Raw genomic sequence first — 18584 nt, 5'->3', positions numbered from 1 at the left:
CCGGTGCGTGGGGCGAGTCACCGGAACGCAGTGGCCGTCTCACGGACGCCCAGGTTCCATATTCCGGACACAATTCCGCATGTCGAGACTTGAGCGTAAATTCGCCGATCGTGACGCACTATCCCGCCCCGACGGCGTCGGCCCCCTCCGAGCCGAACGCTCCCGACGCAGCCCCCGCGAACACCCGCGGACGCGTGATCGTCGCCTCGATGGTCGGCACGACCATCGAGTTCTTCGACTTCTACGCGTACGCGACCGCGGCCTCGCTGGTCTTCCCCGCGCTCTTCTTCCCGAACGAGACGCCCACGACGCAGCTGCTGAGCTCCTTCGCCATCTTCGGCGTCGCGTTCTTCGCGCGCCCCATCGGCTCGATCATCTTCGGGCACTTCGGCGATCGCATCGGCCGCAAGCGCACGCTCGTGGCGAGCCTGCTGGTGATGGGCATCGCGACCTTCCTCATCGGCGTGCTGCCCACGGCATCCGCTCCCGGATTCACGATCCTCGCGCCCGCGATCCTCGTGCTCCTGCGCTTCTGCCAGGGCGTGGGACTGGGCGGCGAATGGTCCGGCGCGGCCCTCCTCGCGACCGAGAACGCCCCGCCCGGCAAGCGCGCCCTCTACGGCACCTTCCCGCAGCTCGGCGCGCCCATCGGCTTCATCCTCTCGAACATCCTGTTCGTGATCCTCAGCCTCACCATGACCGAGGCCCAGTTCGCCTCCTGGGGCTGGCGCCTGCCGTTCCTGTTCTCCGCGGCGCTCGTGATCGTGGGCCTCTGGGTGCGGCTGAAGCTCATGGAGACCCCCGCCTTCCAGAAGGTCCTCGACGAGCAGCGCGTGGCCTCGGTGCCGATCGCCCGCGTGTTCAAGACCGCCTGGAAGCCGCTGATCCTCGCGACCCTCGCCATGGTCGCGACCTACGTGCTCTTCTACATGATGACCGCGTTCCTCATGGTCGTCGGCACCACGCCGGCCGACGGGGCCGTGCCGGGGCTCGGCTACGCGCGTCCGACGTTCCTCACCATGCTCATCATCGGCGTCGTCTTCTTCGGCATCTTCACCGTGGTCTCCGGCCCGCTCGCCGACCGCATGGGGAGGCGCCGCATGCTGCTCATCGTCACCGTGCTCATCGGCATCTACGGCCTGCTCCTGCACCCCCTGGTGGGCGCCGGCACCGTGGGCGTCATGGTCGCGCTGATCATCGGCTTCACGCTCATGGGCCTCACCTTCGGCCCGATGGCGGCGTTCCTGCCCGAGATGTTCAAGGCCGACGTCCGCTACACCGGCAGCGCCGTCAGCTACAACATGGCCTCCGTGATCGGAGCGGCGCCCGCCCCCTACGCGCTGATCGCCCTGTGGACGGCGATGGACGGCCAGCTCTGGCTGGTCGGCGGCTACCTCGCGCTGGCCGCCGTGGTCACCCTGGTGTCGCTGTTCATCGGCTCGGAGACCAAGGACGTCGACTACCTCGCCTGAGTGAGCGCCGCGGCGCGGCGCGACCCGTCGGCCGAGGACGGAAGAGATGAGGCTGGCGAACCAAGGACACAGGTTCTTGGTTCGCCAGCCTCATTCTTCTGCCTGGGCTCGTGGGCTCGTGGGCGCCTGGGCGCTCCGGCGGCTGGGCGACAGGCGGTACGAGTTCTCGGGTGCCCGAGCGGGCAGGCCCGTCTACAGGTGGTCGTGGGGGCGGATGCCCCCGCGTCCCTTGAGCAGCAGGTTCAGCAGCACGGCGCTGAAGGCGGCGGCGCTCACGCCGGAGCCCAGCACCATCGCGGCGAGCGACGGCAGGGCGTCGTAGAGCGCAGGGACGGCGACCGGGAGCACGGCGAGGGACAGCGAGACCGCGACGATGAGCGTGTCGTGGCCGGCGTCGCGGTCGTCGCGGCGCGGGGCCTCGCCGATCGTGCGGATGCCCGCGGCGGCGACCGAGCCGAACAGCACGAGGCCCGCGCCGCCCAGCACCGGCTGGGGGACGGCCGCGACCACGCGGCCCAGGAGCGGCACGAGCCCCAGCAGCACGAGGATCACGCCGCCCGCCGCCACGGTGAAGCGGGACCGCACGCGGGTGACGGAGATCAGCCCGATGTTCTGCGCGAACGCGGTCGCCGGGAACGAGTTCACCAGCGGGGCCAGTGCGCTCGCGGCCATGTCGGCGCGCAGGCCGTCGGCCAGGCGCCGAGGGGGCAGGTCGGTGCCGACGACCTTGGTGACCGCGAACAGGTTCGCGGTGGTCTCCATGAGGGTCACGATGATGACCACGACCATCGGCACGATGGCCGCGAGATGGAACGTCGGCACGCCGAAGGCGAACGGGCGCGGCAGGGCGACGACGCTGCCGGTGAGGACCTCGGAGAAGTCCGCGGCCCCGACGATCGCGGCGATCACGGTGCCCACGGCGATGCCCAACAGGATCGCGACGCCCGAGAGCGCCCGGATCCGCGAGAACACGAGCACGGCGACGAGAGTGAGCGCGGCGAGGCCCAGGTGCAGGGCGCTCCCATAGCCGGGCGCCCCCTCCGTGCCCATGATCCAGCCGGCCGCGACCGGCAGCAGCGAGATGCCCATCGCGGCGATGATCGTGCCCGTCACCACCGGCGGGAACAGCGGCTGCAGACGCGAGACCACCGGTGCGAGCAGGAAGCCGACGATGCCGGCGACGATCACCGAGCCGAACACCGAGGGGAGTCCGCCGTCGCCCGCGATGATGACGAGCATCGTCGAGACCGCGCCGAAGGTGGTGCCCTGGACGAGCGGCAGCTTCGCCCCGAAGAAGGGGATGCCCAGCGACTGGAGCAGCGTGGTCACGCCCGAGACGAACAGGGCCGAGGCGACGAGCACCCCGATCTGGTCCCCCGGCAGACCCGCGGCACCGCCGACGATCAGCGGGACGGCGACCACGCCGCCGTACATCGAGAGCACGTGCTGGGCGCCGTAGACGAGGCTGCGGGGGAGCGGCAGGCGCTCGTCCTCGGGGCGTGCTGTGAGGGGCGCGGCCGTCGAGGCCGACGGGCCCGCGAGCGCGGGGTCGGCCGACGGGGCCGTGGACGCGGGGACGGCCGACGTCCCCGTGGGTGCGGGATCGGTCGATGCGGCCGGCCGCTCGGGATCGGTCGAGGGGTGTCGTGGGGTGGGGGTCTCGGGCACGGAGGGTCCTGACGCGGGGGAGCTGGGGTCGACGGACCGGATGCGGCGCGCAGCGCGACGACCGGCCGGAATGCAGAAGCGCCCACCGCGGCGACGGTGAGCGCTGGGATCAGGGTACTCGCGGCGGATCGCGCGGCGCACGGAGGGGCGTCCGGCGAGACGCCGGGCGGTGAGGTGCGTGGAGCCGGGAGCCGGGAGCTGGGAGGTGCGGCCGCGGAGGCGCTGGGCCACGGGCCACGGGGCCTCTGCGCCGCGGGGCATGGTGCGTGGTGCCCCTCGAAACGGCGAGTGGTACGAAACGGTTGCCATGGGCGCTCATGGCAACCGTTTCGTACCACTCGAGGTGCGTCTGCCGACCGGGATGCCTGCCGATTAGGGAGCCTGTCGACCGGGGAGTCTGTCGACCGGGGCGCTGGGTGCAGCGCCCCCTCGAACCGACGAGAAGTACGAAATCGTTGCCAAGAGTGCTCATGGCAACGATTTCGTACTTCTCGAGGTGCTGCCGCCGAGCCGGCGTCGGCCGGGGCGCCGACGCGCAGACGGCACCCGGCGCCCGGCACCCGGCGCCCGGCGCCCGGCGCCCGGCGACCGGGATCAGACGGTGCGGTGGTCCCGGTAGTAGCGGATCAGCTCGGCGGTCGAGGAGTCCTGGGCGTCGATGGCGGCATCGTCCCCGGCGACGGCGGGGGCGAGGTCCTTGGCGAGCTGCTTGCCGAGCTCCACGCCCCACTGGTCGAAGGAGTTGATGCCCCACACGGAGCCCTCCACGAAGGTGATGTGCTCGTACAGGGCGATCAGCTGGCCCAGCACGCTCGGGGTGAGCGAGGGCGCCATGATCGAGGTCGACGGGCGGTCGCCGGAGAACATGCGGGCGGCCACGAGCGGTCCCTCGGTGCCCTCGGCGCGCACCTCCTCCTCGGTCTTGCCGAAGGCCAGGGCCTTGGTCTGCGCGAAGAAGTTCGCGAGGAACAGCTCGTGCACGTCCTGCTCGCCGTCCTTGAGCGGGCGCACGGGGTTCGCGAAGGCGATGAAGTCCGCGGGGATGATCCGCGTGCCCTGGTGGATGAGCTGGTAGAAGGCGTGCTGCCCGTTGGTGCCGGGCTCGCCCCAGAAGACCTCGCCGGTCTCGGTGACCACGGTGGAGCCGTCCCAGCGCACCGACTTGCCGTTGGACTCCATGGTCAGCTGCTGGAGGTATGCGGGGAAGCGGTGCAGGTACTGGGAGTAGGGGAGGACCGCGTGGGTCTCGGCCTCCAGGAAGTTCACGTTCCAGATGTTCAGCAGGCCCATGAGCAGCGGCACGTTCTGCTCGGCGGGGGCGGTGCGGAAGTGCTCGTCCATCGCGTGGAAGCCCGCGAGCAGCTCCTCGAAGGCCTCGGGGCCCAGGACCGTGGCGAGCACGGTGCCGATCGCGGAGTCCACGGAGTAGCGGCCGCCCACCCAGTTCCAGAAGCCGAAGGCGTTGGCGGGGTCGATGCCGAAGGCCTCGACCTTGTCGAGCGCGGTCGAGACCGCGACGAAGTGCTTGGCCACGGCCTCCTTCTCCTGCTCGGCGGTGAGTCCGGCGTTCTCGCGCAGGCCCGCGAGCAGCCACTCGCGCACCAGGCGCGCGTTGGTGATCGTCTCGAGCGTCGTGAACGTCTTCGAGGCGACGATGACCAGGGTCGTCTCGGGGTCGAGGTCCGCGGTCGTCTCGTACGCGTCGGTCGGATCGATGTTCGAGATGAAGCGCGCCTGCAGACCCTCCTGGGCGAGCGGCTTGAGCGCCTCGTAGACCATGACGGGGCCGAGGTCGGAACCGCCGATGCCGATGTTCACGACGGTCTCGATCTTCTTGCCGGTCACGCCGGTCCACTCGCCCGAGCGGACCTTGCGGGCGAAGTCGTAGATGCGCGCGAGGGTCTCGTGGACGTCGTGGTCGACGTCCTGGCCGTCGACGACGAGCTCGGGGGAGGCGCCCTCGGGGCGGCGCAGCGCCGTGTGCAGCACGGCGCGGTCCTCGGTGGTGTTGATGTGCTCGCCGGCGAACATGGCGTCGCGGCGCGCGAGCACGCCGGTCTGCTCGGCGAGGTGCAGCAGCAGCTCCACGGTCTCCGGGGTCACGAGGTTCTTCGAGAGGTCCACGTGCAGGTCGGCGGCGTCGTGGGTGAGGCGCTCGGCGCGCTGCGGGTCCTCCTCGAACCACTCGCGCAGCGAGCCGTCGAGCGACTCGTCGTGCGCGAGGAGCTGCTCCCAGGCGTCCGTCGTCGTGGGGTCGACGGGCGCGTCCTGCGGGGTCTGCGTGTTCTGTGCGGAAGTCATGGCCCCATTGTCCCTCGCGAGGGGGCGCCCGTGCGAGGCGAGGGCGCCCGATGTGGGAACTCAGTCCTCGCGCGGCGCTCCCCGGCATCGACGGACGGACGGGGCAGTGACCGTATCGTGACCAATGGATGGACACTTCTTGCGCTATGCACCCCGTCACGTCGTGCACACTGGAGGATGCGCGCCACGATCCGCATGGATCCCCAGAGCGCGACCCCGTACGGAGATCCGACCGCAGACGCGGCCGCGGCATCCCATGACACTAAGGAGTGTCCATGTCCATCTCGCGACGTTCGATGATCCTCGGCACCGGTGCCGCCGGCACCGCCGCGCTCGCCCTGTCCGCCTGCGGCGGCGGGAGCGACAGCGGCGACGGCGGCTCCGGCGGCGGCTCGGGCGATCCGGTCTACGCCAACGAGACCGAGCCCCAGAACCCGCTGATCCCGACCAACACCAATGAGGTGGGCGGCGGCCGCATCATCACCTCGGTCTTCGCGGGCCTCGTCTACTACAAGGCCGACGGCACGGTCGAGAACGACGTCGCCGACTCGATCGAGTCCGACGACAACCAGACCTGGACCATCAAGATCAAGGACGGTCAGAAGTTCTCCGACGACTCGCCCGTGACCGCGAAGTCGTTCGTCGACGCCTGGAACTTCGGCGCGAACACCAAGAACGCCCAGCTCAGCCAGAGCTTCTTCGAGCCCATCGAGGGCTTCGACAAGGTCAGCGCCGACAAGGCCACCGGCAAGGAGACCCTCTCGGGCCTCAAGGTCGTCGATGACCTGACCTTCACCGTCAAGCTCGTCTCCGAGCAGTCGGACTTCCCCAACCGCCTGGGCTACAGCGCCTACTCGCCGCTGCCCGAGTCGTTCTACGACGACACCAAGTCCTTCGGGGAGAAGCCGGTCTCCAACGGCCCCTACATGGTCGACACCTGGGACCACGACCAGCAGATCGTGCTCGTGCCCAATGACAAGTACGACGGCCCCCGCAAGGCGAAGAACGCTGGCGTCACCTTCACGATCTACTCGTCGGACGACACCATGTACGGCGACCTGGAGTCCGGCGAGGTCGACGTCACCGACCTCATCCCGACCTCGGCGCTGTCGAGCTACCAGGACACCCTGGGCGACCGCGCGGTCAACGATCCCGGCGCCGTGTTCCAGTCCTTCACGATCGCCCAGAACGACCCGAACTTCTCGGGCGAGGCCGGCAAGCTGCGCCGCAAGGCCATCTCCCGGGCGATCAACCGCAAGCAGATCTGCGACAAGCTCTTCTACGGCACCCGCACCCCCGCCACGGACTTCATCGCCCCGGTGATCCCCGGCGGCGGCGAGAAGGACATCCCGGGCGCCGAGGTGCTCGAGTTCGACGAGGCCGAGGCGAAGAAGCTCTGGGAGCAGGCGGAGAAGAAGCAGCCCTTCAAGGGCGAGTTCACCCTCGCCTACAACGCCGACGCCCCGCACAAGGACTGGGTCGACGCCGTGTGCAACTCCATCGCCAACACCCTGGGCATCACCGCCAAGGGCAAGCCGTTCCCGGCCTTCGGCGACTTCCGCGAGCAGATCACCAAGCGCGAGCTCAAGGGCGCGTTCCGCTCCGGCTGGCAGGCCGACTACCCCTCGGCCTACAACTTCCTGGGCCCCCTCTACTCCTCGGCCGCGGCCGACGGCAAGGGCTCGAACGACGGCGACTACAAGAACCCCGAGTTCGACGACCTGCTCAAGGAAGGGCTCTCGGCGGCCGACGAGAACGCGGCGATCGAGAAGTACAAGGCGGCCGAGGCGATCCTCATGGAGGACCTGCCGGCGATCCCGCTGTGGTACCAGAACACCTTCGGCGGCTTCTCCGAGAACGTCTCCGACGTGAAGTACGGCTGGGACACCGTCCCGCTGTACTACGCGATCACCAAGTGATCGACGGAGCTGCGCGCATCCGCTGATGCCGGGGCGGGAGGGGCACGGAGCCCTTCCCGCCCCGAGGTCCGTCCAGGACCGTCGGCACCGGCCCGGCCCCTCGTCGGCCCGGCCGCGGCCATCAGCGGCCCCCGCGCGAGCGCTCCGGCCAACTTCCCCGGGACGGCGATCGTCGTCCTCTCCCATCAACCTGAGGTGACCCAGTGATCTGGTACATCGGGCGGCGACTGCTGCAGATGATCCCCGTCTTCCTCGGCGCGACCCTGCTGATCTACGTCATGGCGTTCTACGCGGGCGGCGATCCGATCCAGGCGATCATGGGCGACAAGCCCCTCTCGCCGGCCGTGCAGGACCAGCTCCGATCGCAGTACAACCTGGACAAGCCGCTCATCGTGCAGTGGCTGATCTACGTGGGGAAGGTGGTGCGCGGCGACTTCGGCGTCGGCTTCAACGGCCGACCGATCTTCGAGCAGATCCGCGACGCGTTCCCCGTGACCTTCCGCCTCGCGATCATCGCGGTCGTCTTCGAGACCATCCTGGGCATCGTCGCCGGCGTCATCTCGGGCCTCAAGAAGGGCACCTGGATCGACACCACGCTGCTCATGGTCTCGCTCCTGGTGATCGCGGTCCCCACCTTCGTGATCGGCTTCGTCGCCCAGTTCACCCTCGGGGTGAAGCTCGGGGTGGTGCCTGTGAACGTCGGACGCGACGCGAGCCTCCAGAACCTGCTCCTGCCAGGGTTCGTGCTCGGCGTCGTCTCCTTCGCGTACGTGCTGAGACTGACCCGGACCTCGATCACCGAGGTCGCGACGGCCGACCACGTGCGCACCGCGACCGCCAAGGGGCTCTCGCGGACCGGTGTGATCTCCAAGCACATCATGCGCAACTCGCTGATCCCCGTGGTGACGTTCATCGGCGCCGACCTCGGCTCCCTCATGGGCGGCGCGATCGTCACCGAGCGCATCTTCAACATCCACGGCATCGGGTCGGTGCTCTACCAGGCGATCAACAAGTCCGAGAGTCCCGTGATCGTCTCCGTGGTCACGATCATGGTGATGATCTTCCTGCTCACCAACCTCATCGTGGACCTGCTCTACGCCGTGCTCGACCCGAGGATCCGCCATGCGAAGTGATCACAGCTCCCGCACCCTGCGCCCGGCCGACGCGCACTTCGTCGCGCCCCTGGACGAGACGCCGCTGCGCGAGGTCGACGCGGTGGACACCACCGCCGCGCCCCGCTCGATGTGGGGCGAGGCCGCGCACAACCTGATCCGCAACCCCGTCTTCGTGATCTCCGCCCTGCTGATCCTGATCCTGCTGTTCATCGCGGCGTTCCCCGGGCTCTTCACCGACTACGACCCCACCAAGGGCGACCTCGGGGTCTCCAACCAGAAGCCGGGCGACGGCCACCTGCTGGGCACGACCGTCCAGGGGTACGACGTCTGGGCGCGCATCCTCTACGGCACCCGCACCTCGCTGAGCGTAGGCTTCTTCGCCATGGTCATCTCGACCGTCATCGGCGTGGTCATCGGCGCCTTCGCCGGCTACGTGGGCGGCTGGATCGACGAGGTCCTCTCCCGCGTCACCGAGATCTTCTTCGCGCTGCCGCTCGTGCTCGGCGCGATCGTCGCCTTCACCGCTCTCAGCAGCGGGGTCAGCACCTTCACGATCGCCCTGATCCTCGCGGTCTTCGGCTGGACGAACATCGCCCGCATCACCCGCGGCGCCGTGCTCTCGGTCAAGAGCCAGGACTTCGTGACGGCCTCGACCGCACTGGGCGCGGGGAGGCTCACGAACCTCGCCAAGCACGTGCTGCCCAACGCGATCGCCCCGGTGATCGTCACGGCCACCGTGAACCTGGGCGTGTTCATCGTCGCCCAGGCGACCCTGTCCTACCTCGGGCTCGGCAACGGCTCGATCTCGTGGGGCAGCGACATCTCGGACGCCCAGCCCGCGCTGCGCAACAACCCGATGATGCTGTTCTACCCGTCAGTGGCGCTCGCGATCTGCGTGCTGAGCTTCATCATGCTCGGCGACGCCGTCCGCGACGCCCTGGACCCCAAGGCGAGGAAGCGATGAGCGCCACCACTGCACCCCGAACGGGCGACCAGCCCGCCAGCGCCGAGGCCGGCGCGCTGCTCGAGATCCGCGACCTCGACATCACGTTCACGACCGGCAGCGGGCCCGTTCACGCCGTGCGCGGCGCGAACCTCGAGGTCTATCCGGGCGAGACCGTCGCGATCGTCGGCGAGTCCGGCTCGGGCAAGTCGACGACCGCGATGAGCATCGCCCGTCTGCTGCCCAGCAACGGCAGCGTCACCGGCGGCTCGATCCGCTTCGACGGCAAGGACATCACCTCCGTGCCGCTCGGCCAGATCCGCGCGCTGCGCGGCAGCGAGATCGGACTGGTCCCGCAGGACCCCATGAGCAACCTCAACCCGCTGTGGAAGGTCGGCGCGCAGATCGACGAGGCGCTCGCCGCCAACGGCATGGCCAAGGGGGCCGCGGCGAAGAAGCGCACCGTCGAGCTGCTCGAGGAGGCGGGCCTGCCCGACGCCGAGCGCCGCGCCGGTCAGTACCCGCACGAGTTCTCCGGCGGCATGCGCCAGCGCGCCCTGATCGCCATGGGCCTCGCCGCCCGTCCGCGGCTGCTCATCGCCGACGAGCCGACGAGCGCCCTGGACGTCACCGTCCAGCAGCAGATCCTCGACCACCTCGACACCCTGACCGCCGAGCTCGGCGTCGCGGTGCTGCTGATCACCCACGACCTGGGCCTGGCCGCCGAGCGCGCCCAGCACCTCGTGGTGATGTACAAGGGACAGATCGTCGAGTCCGGCCCCGCGCTGCAGATCCTCCAGGACCCGCAGCACCCGTACACGAAGCGCCTGATCGCCGCGGCGCCCTCGCTGGCCTCGCGACGACTGGTCTCGACCAAGAGCGGCGACGCGCAGGACGCGACGCAGCAGGCGGCGCCCGCTGCGGCCGGCGGATCCGCCGCGGTGTCCGAGAGGACTTCCGCTGCGAACACCCCTGTCGACGAGGAGGCCCCTGCCGATGGCGCAGGGTCCCGCGCCGATGCTGCGCGCAGTGGCGAGGACACGGTGATCAGCGTCCAGAACCTCACCAAGGTCTTCCCGCTGCGCGGGAAGGTGCCGTGGAGGACGACGCCCTTCACCGCCGTCGACGACGTCTCCTTCGACCTGCGCCGCGGCACGACCACGGCCATCGTGGGGGAGTCCGGCTCCGGGAAGTCGACCGTCGCCCAGATGGTGCTCCGCCTGCTCGAGCCCACGTCGGGCCGCGTGCTGTTCGAGGGCCGGGACGTCGCTGGCATGAAGGGGAAGGAGATGATGGCGCTGCGCCGCCGCGTGCAGCCGATCTTCCAGAACCCCTACGGCACCCTCGACCCGATGTACTCGATCTTCCGCACGATCGAGGAGCCGCTGCGCCTGCACGGCATCGGGGACGCGAAGTCCCGGGAGGCGAAGGTCCGCGACCTGCTCGACAAGGTCGCCCTGCCGGCCTCGATGATGCGCCGCTACCCCAACGAGCTCTCGGGCGGGCAGCGCCAGAGGATCGCGATCGCCCGTGCGCTCGCCCTGGACCCCGAGGTCGTCGTGTGCGACGAGGCGGTCTCCGCTCTCGACGTGCTGGTCCAGGACCAGGTGCTGCACCTGCTCAACGACCTGCAGTCCGAGCTGGGGCTGTCCTACCTGTTCATCACCCACGACCTCGCCGTCGTGCGCCAGATCGCCGATCACACGGTGGTGATGGAGAAGGGCCGCGTCGTCGAGCACGGCTCGACCGATGCCGTCTTCCACGACCCGCAGCAGGAGTACACCAAGCGACTGCTTGCGGCGATCCCCGGCGGCTCGATCCCGCTCGCGGGCGCCGAGACCATCGAGGTGGACGTCGACACGGAGGTCCCCGAGGCGGACGACGCCCGGGGCGGTGACCGTGACGGGACCGATGCCCATCACCCGCTGGGCGGCGACCCCGAGGATCCCTTCAGCGGGGCCGGGCACGTCTGATCCGGAGTGATCCGGCCCGAGCGATCCCGTCCGAGCCCGATCTGCCCGCGCCGCCCCGTGCGGCTCCACCGGCGGCCCGCCGCGCTCCGCGAGGAGGCGGCGGGCCGTCGGCCGTGGACGCCTCTTCGCGGCGTGTCCAAGCGCACCTGGGGATCGGCCCCGTCGGACGGTAGAATCTCTCCGGCGCATCGTGTCCGCACGCCCCGGACCCTCGTGCACGAGCCTCCTCGCGGAGGCCGGTGCCGGGAATGCCGCGGGGCGGCGACGTGAGGAGTGCGCCGCCTTCCGACGACGAATCGAGCAGCCCCCGCATGTCCCTCCAGCACCGCACCGACCTGCGCAATGTCGCTATCGTCGCCCACGTCGACCACGGCAAGACCACCCTCGTGGATGCCATGCTCACGCAGGGCGGCGCCCTCGGCGAGCGCGACAAGCACGACGACCGCGCCATGGACTCCGGTGAGCTCGAGCGCGAGAAGGGCATCACGATCCTCGCCAAGAACACCGCGATCCGGTACCACGGACCGTCGGCTGCGGCGAACGGCGAGCCCGACGGCATCACCATCAACGTCATCGACACCCCCGGCCACGCCGACTTCGGCGGCGAGGTCGAGCGCGGCCTCTCGATGGTCGACGGCGTGGTGCTCCTCGTGGACGCCTCCGAGGGACCGCTCCCGCAGACCCGCTTCGTGCTGCGCAAGGCGCTCGCCGCGAAGCTCCCCGTGATCCTCGTGGTCAACAAGGTCGACCGCCCCGACGCCCGCATCGAGGAGGTCGTCGGCGAGTCGACCGACCTGCTGCTGGGCCTCGCCTCCGACCTCTCCGACGAGGTCCCGGACCTCGACCTCGACGCCGTCCTCGACGTGCCCGTCGTCTACGCCTCGGGCAAGGCCGGCCGCGCCGATCTCGAGCAGCCGGCCGACGGCGAGCTCCCGGCGTCCGAGAACGTCGAGCCCCTGTTCAAGACCATCATCGAGTCGATCCCCGCGCCGAGCTACGACGACGAGATGCCGCTGCAGGCGCACGTCACGAACCTCGACGCCTCGCCCTTCCTCGGCCGCCTCGCGCTGCTGCGCGTCAAGAGCGGCGAGCTCACCAAGGGCCAGCAGGTCGCCTGGTGCACGCGCCACGGCGAGACGAAGACCGTGAAGATCACCGAGCTGCTGGAGACCAAGGGGCTCGCCCGCGAGCCCATGACCCGCACGGCGCACCCGGGCGACATCGTCGCTGTCGCCGGCATCCCCGACATCATGATCGGCGAGACCCTCACCGACGTCGAGGACCCGCGACCGCTGCCGCTGATCACGGTCGACGACCCGGCGATCTCCATGACCATCGGCATCAACACCTCCCCGCTCGCCGGCAAGAACGGCAAGGGCCACAAGCTCACCGCCCGCCAGGTCAAGGACCGCCTCGACGCCGAGCTCGTGGGCAACGTGTCCCTGAAGATCCTGCCCACCGAGCGCCCCGACGCCTGGGAGGTCCAGGGCCGCGGCGAGCTCGCGCTCGCGATCCTCGTCGAGCAGATGCGCCGCGAGGGCTTCGAGCTCACCGTGGGCAAGCCCCGCGTGCTGACCCGCGAGATCGACGGCAAGACCTGCGAGCCCGTCGAGCGGATGACCATCGACGTGCCCGAGGAGTACCTGGGCGCCGTCACCCAGCTGATGGCCTCCCGCAAGGGCCGCATGGAGACCATGAGCAACCACGGCTCCGGCTGGGTGCGCATGGAGTTCCTGGTGCCCTCTCGCGGCCTCATCGGCTTCCGCACCCGTTTCCTCACGGAGACCCGCGGCAACGGCATCGCCTCCTCCTACGCCGACGGGTTCGAGCCCTGGATGGGCCACATCGAGTTCCGCACCTCGGGCTCGCTGGTCGCCGACCGCGCGGGCGTCGTGACGCCGTACGCGATGATCAACCTCCAGGAGCGCGGCTCCTTCTTCGTCGAGCCCACGAGCGAGGTCTACGAGGGCCAGATCGTCGGCGAGAACTCGCGCGCCGAGGACATGGACGTCAACATCACCAAGGAGAAGAAGCTGACGAACATGCGCGCAGCCTCCTCCGAGGCGTTCGAGAACCTCGTGCCGCCGCGCAAGCTCACCCTCGAGGAGTCGCTCGAGTTCGCGAACCAGGACGAGTGCGTCGAAGTCACCCCCGAGATCGTCCGCATCCGCAAGGTCGCCCTCAGCGCCCAGGAGCGCTCCAAGCTGCGCGGGAAGACCAAGGGCACGGCGTGACCCCAGGCCCCTCCGGACGCGCGACGCCGGGGACCCCCGTGCGCACCGCGCCGGGGACCCCCGTGCGCACCGCGCCGGGGGCCTCCGGGCGCACGGCGTCGGGGACCGCCTCGATCGCGGCCAGGATCTCCCAGGTCGTCGCCGCGATCGTCGTGGCCGTGGTCTCCGTGCTCCTGCTGGTGACGATGCACCGCCTGCAGCTCACGGTCGCGGGCGTCGACCTGCCCGTGGGGCTCGTGTTCGGCGCCGTCTTCCAGTTCGCCGCCTCGACCTTCCTGTGGGCCGCGACCGGCGCGCGCCTGCCCGTGGTGGTGCTCGGCTGCATCTGGGGCCTGATGGTGCTCCCCTTCGCGGGCACGAGCCCCGGCGGGGGAGTGCTGATGCCCGCCGTCATCGCGCAGAAGGCGCAGATCTCCGGCTGGATCGTGCAGGGCATCGGCATCGTCGTGCCCTTCGTGTTCCTGGGCATCCAGCACCTCGCCTCGAGGCGGACCCGCCCGACGGGCGGGTCGGCGGGCTCCGTCGGCCGACGGGTCTGAGCGGGCGTGGAGGCCCCCGGCCCTCGCCGTTCCGCCGTGCCCCGCGGGGCACGGCGCCCCGACTGGGCGACGATCCCCAACGCGGTCACCCTGCTGCGCTTCCTGCTGCTGGTGCCCGTGTGCGTGCTGCTGGTGGACGGCGGTCCCGACCCGCTCGCCGTGATCCTGCTGCTCGTCTGGGCGCTCACGGACTGGGTCGACGGACTGCTGGCCCGCGCCCTGCACCAGACCAGCCGCATCGGCGCGATCATCGATCCGATCGCCGACCGGCTGGGCCTGGTGGGCGTGGTGCTCTCGCTCGCCCTCGCCGGGGTCCTCTCGTGGATCCCTCTGGGCGTGATCGCCCTCGTGGACATCGTGCTGCTCGCGCTCGCCGGCCGCACCGCCGCCGGGGGCGCGCTGCCCGTCTCGCGGGTCGGGAAGGCGCGCACCGCGGTGCTGATGTCGGCCGTGTTCCTGCTGGCCGCCGCGGCCGCGTGGCTGCCCGCGGCGATCCCGGCGCTGCGCGTGCTCGTGTGGATCGGCGTGCTGCTGCACGTGATCGCCGGCGTCGGCTACCTGCTCAGCGCCCTGCGCCACCGCGGCGGCGGGGAGGATCGGGCACCGGCCTGGCGGCGGTGACCAGACCCCGCACCACCCGGTCGCTGCCGCGCTTGGTCGCGATCGTGACCGTGTCCTCGTCGGCGTCCTCGACGACGCCCAGTGCATCGGTCATCCCCTCGCCGTGCGGCGACGCGCTGCGGTCGATCGCATAGCGCACCACCACGCGCGTCCCCACCTGCAGGAAGGGCGCCCAGCCCGGACGAGGACGCCGAGCAGGATCCGGGGACGCACCGCGGTCGACAGCGGGATGGTCGCCGGGCGTCGCGCCGGGTGGGGGATCCGGGGAGTGCTCCTGGGCCATGGCTCCAGGCTACCGGCGGGAGCCGCCGCGATGTCGACCTCGTCACCTGCGCGCCGGAGGGCGGGCTGTGCGCCGCGGAGGCACGGGCGACGGTGACATGATGGGGACGGCTCCCTCGCCCCGGGAGCCCGAGAACATCCTGGGACCATCGCGTCGGCCCGCTCCGGCGCCGCACCCGCCCCGGCCGCGGCCGGGAGCGAGTACAGCCCCGGCCGTCGCCCGGTCCCTGCCCTGGAAGGATCGCTGCATGACGTACGTCATCGCCCTGCCCTGCGTGGACGTGAAGGACAGGGCATGCGTGGACGAATGCCCCGTGGACTGCATCTACGAGGGCACCAGGTCGCTGTACATCCAGCCCGACGAATGCGTGGACTGCGGCGCCTGCGAGCCCGTGTGCCCGGTCGAGGCGATCTTCTACGAGGACGACCTCCCGGACGAGTGGGCCGACTACTACAAGGCCAACGTCGAGTTCTTCGACGAGCTCGGCGCCCCCGGCGGCGCTGCGAAGATGGGCGTCATCGACAAGGACCATCCGCTCATCGAAGCGCTCCCGCCGAACCCGAACGACGCGTGACGCGGCCCCTGCGCTGAGCGACCCGGGACGCAGTCCGGAAAGAAGGATCTGATGGTGCAGCACCGTCCGTCGGCCCCGCGCGAGCCCCTGGCCGCGCGCCTGCCCGCCTTCCCCTGGGACTCCCTCGAGGAGGCCAAGCGCGTGGCGAGCGCCCACCAGGGCGGACTCGTCGATCTGTCCGTCGGCACGCCCGTCGACCCGACCCCCGCACGCGTGCAGCAGGCGCTGTGCGAGGCGTCGGACGCCCACGGGTACCCGACCACCATCGGCACCCTTGCGCTGCGCGATGCGCTCGTGGACTTCGTGGTGAGGCGCCGCGGAGCCGGCGCCGGAGACGGGTCCGACGGTGCGGCCGGCATCGGCCACGAGCACGTGCTGCCGACCGTCGGCTCCAAGGAGCTCGTCGCCCACCTGCCCTTCCAGCTCGGCATCGGTGCGGACGGCGCCGTCGCCTTCCCCCACATCGCCTACCCGACCTACGACATGGGGGCGCGCTTCGTGGGCGCCCGCAGCGTGCCCGTCGACATGGAGCGCCTGGCCGCCGAGGGCGACGCCGCGATCGCGGCCGAGGACCTCGAGCGGATCGGCCTGCTGTGGCTGAACTCCCCGGGGAACCCCACCGGAGAGGTCCTGGACGTCGAGCAGCTGCGCAGCATCGTCTCCTGGGCGCGGGAGCGGGGCGTCATCGTCGCCTCCGACGAGTGCTACGCCCTGCTGCCCTGGGACGTCGAGGAGGTGCCCTCGATCCTGGACCCGCGCGTGCACGGCGGCGACCTCGCCGGACTGCTCTGCGTGTACTCGCTCTCGAAGCAGTCGAACCTCGCGGGCTACCGGGCGGCGTTCGTCGCCGGCGACCCGGAGCTCGTGGGCGAGCTCACCGCCATCCGCAAGCAGGCCGGGATGATGCTGCCCACCCCCGTGCAGATCGCCATGACGACCGCGCTCGCCGACGACGACGCCGTGCGCGCCCAGCACGGCGTCTACCGTGCCCGCCGCACCGCGCTCCGCGAGGCCGTCGAGCGCTTCGGCGGCGAGATCCACGGGTCGCGCGCGGGGCTGTACCTCTGGACCGCCTTCGGCGAGGACTCCATGGCCAGCGTCCACGAACTCGCGAAGCTGGGAATCCTCTGCGCCCCCGGAATGTTCTATGGTGAGGCGGGGGAGCGCTTCGTCCGCATCGCACTGACGGCGAGCGACGAACGGATCTCCGCAGCGGTCGAGCGGCTCACCCGCCGCTGACCCGCCACCGGGACCCGCGGGCCAAGTCGGCCCCGGCCCGGACCCGCACCCGACCGCACCGGTCCCCGGACCGGACCAACCCCCGGGACGCGCCCCGCGTCCCCCGCACGACCATCGGGACGCGTCACGTGTCCCGCCGCACGCCCCAGGGTCGCCCGTCGGCCCCCACCGACGCCGATGCACAACGGAGAGCACATGAACAACGCGACGCCGACCGCCCGCCTCACCCACCGCGACCAGGATCTGGACCTTCCCTTCGTCGAGGCCGTCGAGGGCAACAGCGGCATCAGCATCGCCCCTCTGCGCAAGCAGACCGGCGACGTCACCTACGACCCGGGCTTCATGAACACGGCGAACACGAAGTCGTCGATCACCTACATCGACGGCGACGAGGGCATCCTGCGCTACCGCGGCTACCCGATCGAGCAGCTCGCCGAGCACTCCAGCTACCTCGAGGTCGCGTACCTGCTCATCAACGGCGAGCTGCCCACCCAGGGACAGCTCGAGAACTTCGTGTCCTCCGTCGAGCGGCGCACCCTGCTCGACGAGCGCTTCAAGAGCCTGTTCGACGGCTTCCCCCGCGACGCCCATCCGATGGCTGTCATGCAGGCCGGCGTCTCCGCGCTCTCGACCTTCTACCAGGACTCCCTCGATCCGTTCGACGAGGACCAGGTGCGTCTGAGCAGCTACCGCCTGCTCGCCAAGGTCCCCACGATGGCGGCCTACGCCTACCGCGTCAGCAAGGGCCACGCGCTGCTGTACCCGGACAACCAGCTCTCCCTCATCGAGAACTTCCTGCGCCTGACCTTCGGGTTCCCCGTCGAGAAGTACATCGCCGACCCGGTCGTGGTGCGCGCGCTCGAGCAGCTGCTCATCCTGCACGCCGACCACGAGCAGAACTGCTCGGCCTCCGCCGTGCGACTCGTCGGCTCTGCGCAGGCCAACCTCTTCACGTCGATCTCCGCCGGCATCGGCGCCCTCTCCGGTCCCGCCCACGGCGGCGCGAACGCGGCCGTGATGGAGATGCTCGACGAGATCAGCGAGCGCGGCATGGATCCCAAGGACTTCATGGAGCGCGTGAAGAACAAGGAGGACGGCATCCGCCTGATGGGCTTCGGGCACCGGGTCTACAAGAACTACGACCCGCGCGCGAAGTTCGTCAAGAAGATCGCCGACGACGTCCTGGAGCGCCTGGGCATCCACGACGAGCGCCTCGACCTCGCCATGCAGCTCGAGGAGATCGCGCTGAAGGACGACTACTTCGTGGAGCGCAAGCTCTACCCGAACGTCGACTTCTACACCGGCATCATCTACAAGGCGATGGGCTTCCCCACGCAGATGTTCACGGTGCTCTTCGCGATCGGCCGCATGCCCGGCTGGATCGCGCAGTGGAACGAGATGATCCACGACCCGGAGACGAAGATCGGCCGCCCCCGCCAGATCTACACCGGCTCCGAGCTGCGCGAGTACGCCCCGATGCCCGAGCGCACCGGCACCACCGAGATCCGCCTCGAGCAGCTCCAGGCGGAGCTCGAGGCCGAGCGCCGCGCCCAGCAGGAGCGCATCGCCCAGGAGCGCCGCCAGGACCACTGAGCGGGCCGGGGCCTCGCGGTCGGCCGCGGGGTGTGGGCACCTGAGCTGGGGTCGTGGCACCTCGACGGGGCTGATGTCCCGTTGCCCGAGACGGCTGCACTGACCCTTGC

Annotated in this window: 14 protein-coding genes; 11 read left to right on the top strand and 3 right to left on the bottom strand. The window is 70.5% G+C overall.

What is annotated here, in order from left to right:
• Nucleotides 1-110 precede the first annotated feature (110 nt).
• Nucleotides 111-1472, top strand: coding sequence for an MFS transporter (locus M4486_RS08095; protein ID WP_249480667.1), 1362 nt, complete (start codon nt 111-113; stop codon nt 1470-1472).
• Nucleotides 1473-1664: 192 nt separating this feature from the next.
• On the opposite strand, the gene M4486_RS08090 is transcribed toward M4486_RS08095, so the two are convergent.
• Together M4486_RS08090 and pgi are read right to left on the bottom strand one after the other, a co-directional pair.
• Nucleotides 1665-3140, bottom strand: a complete 1476-nt coding sequence (locus M4486_RS08090; protein WP_249480666.1) for a nucleobase:cation symporter-2 family protein — start codon at nt 3138-3140, stop codon at nt 1665-1667.
• Nucleotides 3141-3734: 594 nt separating this feature from the next.
• Nucleotides 3735-5441, bottom strand: a complete 1707-nt coding sequence (gene pgi / locus M4486_RS08085; protein WP_249480665.1) for a glucose-6-phosphate isomerase — start codon at nt 5439-5441, stop codon at nt 3735-3737.
• A 275-nt stretch (nt 5442-5716) separates the two neighbouring features.
• Between pgi and M4486_RS08080 the strand changes: the two genes are divergently transcribed.
• From M4486_RS08080 to M4486_RS08050, 7 genes are all read left to right on the top strand, one after another.
• On the top strand, nt 5717-7360 hold the full coding sequence (locus M4486_RS08080) for a peptide ABC transporter substrate-binding protein (RefSeq protein ID WP_249480664.1): 1644 nt from the start codon (nt 5717-5719) through the stop codon (nt 7358-7360).
• A 203-nt stretch (nt 7361-7563) separates the two neighbouring features.
• Entirely contained in the window at nt 7564-8493 is a 930-nt protein-coding gene (locus M4486_RS08075) for an ABC transporter permease (RefSeq protein WP_249480663.1), read from the top strand.
• Complete coding sequence (locus tag M4486_RS08070) at nt 8483-9439, top strand: ABC transporter permease (protein WP_249480662.1); 957 nt, start codon at nt 8483-8485, stop codon at nt 9437-9439. The genes M4486_RS08075 and M4486_RS08070 overlap by 11 nt, the downstream gene beginning before the upstream one ends.
• Nucleotides 9436-11391, top strand: coding sequence for an ABC transporter ATP-binding protein (locus M4486_RS08065; protein ID WP_249480661.1), 1956 nt, complete (start codon nt 9436-9438; stop codon nt 11389-11391). Before M4486_RS08070 ends, M4486_RS08065 begins: the two co-directional genes overlap by 4 nt.
• Before the next feature lie 311 nt (nt 11392-11702).
• Nucleotides 11703-13625: a translational GTPase TypA gene (gene typA, locus M4486_RS08060; RefSeq protein WP_249480660.1), complete on the top strand. Its 1923-nt coding sequence runs from the start codon at nt 11703-11705 to the stop codon at nt 13623-13625.
• Complete coding sequence (locus tag M4486_RS08055) at nt 13622-14164, top strand: hypothetical protein (RefSeq protein WP_249480659.1); 543 nt, start codon at nt 13622-13624, stop codon at nt 14162-14164. The genes typA and M4486_RS08055 overlap by 4 nt, the downstream gene beginning before the upstream one ends.
• Before the next feature lie 36 nt (nt 14165-14200).
• Nucleotides 14201-14785, top strand: coding sequence for a CDP-alcohol phosphatidyltransferase family protein (locus M4486_RS08050; RefSeq protein WP_249480658.1), 585 nt, complete (start codon nt 14201-14203; stop codon nt 14783-14785).
• Here the strand turns inward: M4486_RS08050 and M4486_RS08045 are convergent.
• Complete coding sequence (locus M4486_RS08045; RefSeq protein WP_249480657.1) at nt 14727-15068, bottom strand: acetyltransferase; 342 nt, start codon at nt 15066-15068, stop codon at nt 14727-14729. The two genes, M4486_RS08050 and M4486_RS08045, sit on opposite strands and share 59 nt — an antisense overlap.
• A gap of 247 nt (nt 15069-15315) precedes the next feature.
• On the opposite strand from M4486_RS08045, the gene fdxA reads away from it, so the two are divergent.
• The 3 genes from fdxA (at nt 15316) to M4486_RS08030 (ending at nt 18474) form a co-directional block, all read left to right on the top strand.
• Complete coding sequence (fdxA, locus tag M4486_RS08040) at nt 15316-15642, top strand: ferredoxin (RefSeq protein ID WP_249480656.1); 327 nt, start codon at nt 15316-15318, stop codon at nt 15640-15642.
• A 51-nt stretch (nt 15643-15693) separates the two neighbouring features.
• Nucleotides 15694-16881: a succinyldiaminopimelate transaminase gene (gene dapC / locus M4486_RS08035; RefSeq protein ID WP_249480655.1), complete on the top strand. Its 1188-nt coding sequence runs from the start codon at nt 15694-15696 to the stop codon at nt 16879-16881.
• A 195-nt stretch (nt 16882-17076) separates the two neighbouring features.
• On the top strand, nt 17077-18474 hold the full coding sequence (locus M4486_RS08030) for a citrate synthase (RefSeq protein ID WP_249480654.1): 1398 nt from the start codon (nt 17077-17079) through the stop codon (nt 18472-18474).
• The last annotated feature ends 110 nt before the right edge of the window (nt 18475-18584 follow it).

The sequence above is a fragment of the Brachybacterium kimchii genome (genome assembly GCF_023373525.1).
Taxonomy (GTDB): domain Bacteria; phylum Actinomycetota; class Actinomycetes; order Actinomycetales; family Dermabacteraceae; genus Brachybacterium; species Brachybacterium kimchii.
Note: the sequence above shows the minus strand (reverse complement) of the source record. Positions and strands in the feature narration are given on the sequence as shown.